This is a genomic window from Streptomyces sp. CO7 (genome assembly GCF_053474865.1).
Genome location: NZ_JBRIOU010000002.1, coordinates 1,480,095 through 1,483,564 on the forward strand (window position 1 = coordinate 1,480,095; position 3,470 = coordinate 1,483,564).

Sequence of the window (3,470 nt, forward strand, 5' to 3'; positions counted from 1 at the left end):
GTCCCAGACGCGCCCCGGCACACGCCGACGGCCGCGGCTCCCGGGCGGTGACCCGGGGCCGCGGCCGTCGGCGTGGGGCGCCCGCCGTCAGACGCGCTGACTCGGCATGGACGCCGTGTCCCGGTGCCGCAGGGTGACGTCGTGCTGCGGCGGCGGCACGCCGATGCCCTCCGCCCGGAAGCGGCGGTGCAGTCGCTTGATGAACTCGTGCTTGATCCGGTACTGGTCGCTGAACTCGCCGACGCCCAGGATCACCGTGAAGTTGATCCGCGAGTCCGCGAAGGTGTGGAAGCGGATCGCGGGCTCGTGCTCCGGCAACGCGCCCTCCACCTCCTTCATCACCTCGGTGACGACCTCCGCGGTCACCCGCTCCACGTGCTCCAGGTCGCTGTCGTAGCCGACCCCCGCCTGGACCATGATCGTCATGTCCTCGCCGGGGCGGCTGAAGTTGGTCATGTTGGTGCCGGCGAGCTTCCCGTTCGGGATGATCACCAGGTTCTGCGACAGGTTGCGGATGGTGGTCTGCCGCCAGTTGATGTCGACGACGTACCCCTCCTCGCCGCTGGTCAGCCGGATGTAGTCGCCGGTCCGCACGGTCCGCGAGGCGAGGATGTGGATACCGGCGAACAGGTTGGCCAGGGTGTCCTGCAGCGCGAGCGCCACCGCCAGACCGCCCACCCCCAGGGCGGTCAGCAGCGGGGCGATGGAGATGCCCAGCGACTGGAGGATGACCAGGAAGCCCAGCGCGACCACCGAGACGCGGGTGATGTTCACGAAGATCGACGCGGACGAGGCCACCCCGGACCGCGACTGGGTGATCGCCCCGACCATGCCGCCCACCCCGCGGGCCACCGTCAGCGTCACCACGGTGATCATCACGACGGTCAGGCCCTGGTTGACCGTCCGGCCCACCACGCGCGTCAGCGGCAGCAGGGCCGCGGCCGCCGCGAGGCCGCCGAGGACCGCCGCCCACGGCACCATCGTGCGCAGGGCGCCGACGATCACGTCGTCGCCCTCCCAGCGGGTGCGTTCCGCGTGCCGGCCCAGCCAGCGCATCAGCATTTTCGCCAGCAGCGCCAGCACCAGGCCAGCGCCCACCGCGACGCCCGCGCGGATCAGGTCCTGCAGCTCCAGCGCCCGGTTCACCGGACGTCTCCGGGGCTCGCCGCCGGACGGAGGGGGAGTCTCGTCACGTTGTCACCTGTTCGCGTCTCCGGGGATGGTTCGGCCCGTCGCCCGGCCGACCGCGCGCCCCGGGCGGGGCGCCCTCATCCTGCCGCACCCGGCCGACGCCCCGTCATCGGGCCTGCCCGGCAGGGGTCTTGGCCTCGAGACCCGGCCCTGGCCCCGCCCCCGGGCCCGCGCTCCGGCCCCGGGCAGCCGCCCGCCGCGCACCCGCGGCGGGAGCCGTCCGCGGGAAAGGCGTTGACCTCGACCAAGCTGGAGGTTCTACCGTTCCGGGCATGAGTATGGAGACCACCGCCTGGACGCAGCTCCACAGCGTGATGAACGCCGACGAGCAGGCGCGCCACCGACCCCTCGCCCGCGCCACCCTGCGCCGCGTGGCGGCCTTCGCCCGCCCCCACCGCCGCCGGATCGCGCTCTTCCTGCTGCTCGGCGTGGCAACCGCGCTCCTCGCGGTGGCCGCACCCGTCCTCGCCGGACACGTCGTCGACACGATCGTCTCCGGCGGCGACGAGAGCCGGGTCGTGCGCCTCGCCCTGCTGATCGCGCTGATCGCCGTGGCGGAGGCCGGCCTCGGCGTCCTCGCCCGCCGCCTGTCCGCCACCCTCGGCGAGGGCCTGATCCTCGACCTGCGCACGGCCGTCTTCGACCACGTGCAGAGGATGCCCGTCGCCTTCTTCACCCGCACCCGCACCGGGGCGCTGGTCAGCCGCCTCAACAACGACGTCATCGGCGCCCAGCGGGCCTTCAGCAACACCCTGTCCGGCGTGGTCAGCAACCTGGTCACCCTGGTGCTCACCCTCGCCGTGATGCTCACCCTCTCCTGGCAGATCACCCTGCTCGCGCTGGTGCTGCTGCCGGTCTTCGTCGTGCCGGCCCGGCGCATGGGCTCGATGATGGCCCGCCTGCAGCGCGAGGCCGCCCACCACAACGCGGCCATGGGCACGCGGATGACCGAGCGCTTCTCCGCCCCCGGCGCCACCCTGGTCAAGCTCTTCGGCCGCCCCGAGGAGGAGTCCGCCGAGTTCGCCGAGCGCGCCCGCCGGGTCCGCGACATCGGCATCCGCACCGCCACCGCGCAGTCCGTCTTCATGACCGCCCTCACCCTGGTCTCCGCGCTCGCGCTGGCCCTGGTCTACGGACTCGGCGGCTGGTTCGCGCTGCGCGGCAGCCTGGAACCGGGCGCGGTGGTCGCCCTCGCCCTGCTGCTCACCCGCCTCTACGCCCCGCTCACCTCGCTGGCCGGCGCCCGCGTCGAGGTGATGACGGCCCTGGTCAGCTTCGAGCGGGTCTTCGAGGTGCTCGACCTCGAGCCGCTGGTCCGGGACCGTCCGGACGCCCGCGCGGTGCCGGACGGCCCGCTGTCCGTCGAGTTCGAGGACGTGCGGTTCGCCTACCCGTCCGCCGACAAGGTCTCGCTGGCCTCCCTGGAGGAGGTCGCCGCCCTCGACACCCGCGGCGGAGAGGAGGTCCTGCACGGCATCTCCTTCCGCGCCGAGCCCGGGCAGACCGTCGCCCTGGTCGGCTCCTCCGGCGCCGGCAAGTCCACCGTCGCGCAGCTGCTGCCGCGTCTGTACGACGTCGACTCCGGGGCGGTGCGGGTGGGCGGCGTCGACGTCCGCGACCTCGAAGCCGCTTCGCTGCGCGGGGCCGTCGGCATGGTCACCCAGGACGGCCACCTCTTCCACGACACGGTCCGCGCCAACCTGCTGCTCGCCCGGCCCGGGGCCGGCGAGGAGGAGCTGTGGGACGTGCTGCGCCGCGCCCGCCTGGAGGACCTGGTCCGCTCCCTGCCCGACGGGCTGGACACCGTGGTGGGGGAGCGGGGGTACCGGCTCTCCGGCGGCGAGCGCCAGCGGATGACCATCGCCCGGCTGCTGCTGGCCCGCCAGCGGGTGGTCCTCCTCGACGAGGCCACCGCCCACCTCGACAACACCTCCGAGGCGGCCGTCCAGGAGGCGCTCGCCGAGGCACTCGAGGGGCGCACCGCCCTGGTGATCGCCCACCGGCTCTCCACGATCCGCGACGCCGACCTGATCCTGGTCGTGGAGGACGGCCGGGTCGTCGAGCGCGGCGACCACGACGAACTGCTCGCCCGCGGCGGCCGGTACGCCGAGCTCCACCGGGCCCGCGGGGAGTCGGCCGCGCCGGTCGCCGAAGCGGCCGTCTGACCGCCGCGGGAGCCGGGGGCGAAACCTGCCGGGCGGCGCCCGCCCGGACCACGCGGCGGACAGGGTCGCCCGGTGGTCCCAGGTGACCGGCGGGCGGCGGACAGGGGGCCGGGT

General features: G+C 74.3%; 2 protein-coding genes. One reads left to right on the forward strand and one right to left on the reverse strand.

The window, feature by feature from the left end; all coding sequences use genetic code 11:
* Positions 1-87 precede the first annotated feature (87 nt).
* Positions 88-1,146, reverse strand: a complete 1,059-nt coding sequence (locus tag ACOV8S_RS08765) for a mechanosensitive ion channel family protein (RefSeq protein WP_448317132.1) — start codon at positions 1,144-1,146, stop codon at positions 88-90.
* Between the two features lie 323 nt (positions 1,147-1,469).
* Between ACOV8S_RS08765 and ACOV8S_RS08770 the strand changes: the two genes are divergently transcribed.
* On the forward strand, positions 1,470-3,356 hold the full coding sequence (locus ACOV8S_RS08770; protein ID WP_448317402.1) for an ABC transporter ATP-binding protein: 1,887 nt from the start codon (positions 1,470-1,472) through the stop codon (positions 3,354-3,356).
* The last annotated feature ends 114 nt before the right edge of the window (positions 3,357-3,470 follow it).

Bases quoted from the DNA above. Each gene is read 5' to 3' on its own strand.
- ACOV8S_RS08770 (WP_448317402.1), top strand. From the start codon at position 1,470: ATGGAGACCACCGCCTGGACGCAGCTCCACAGCGTGATGAACGCCGAC.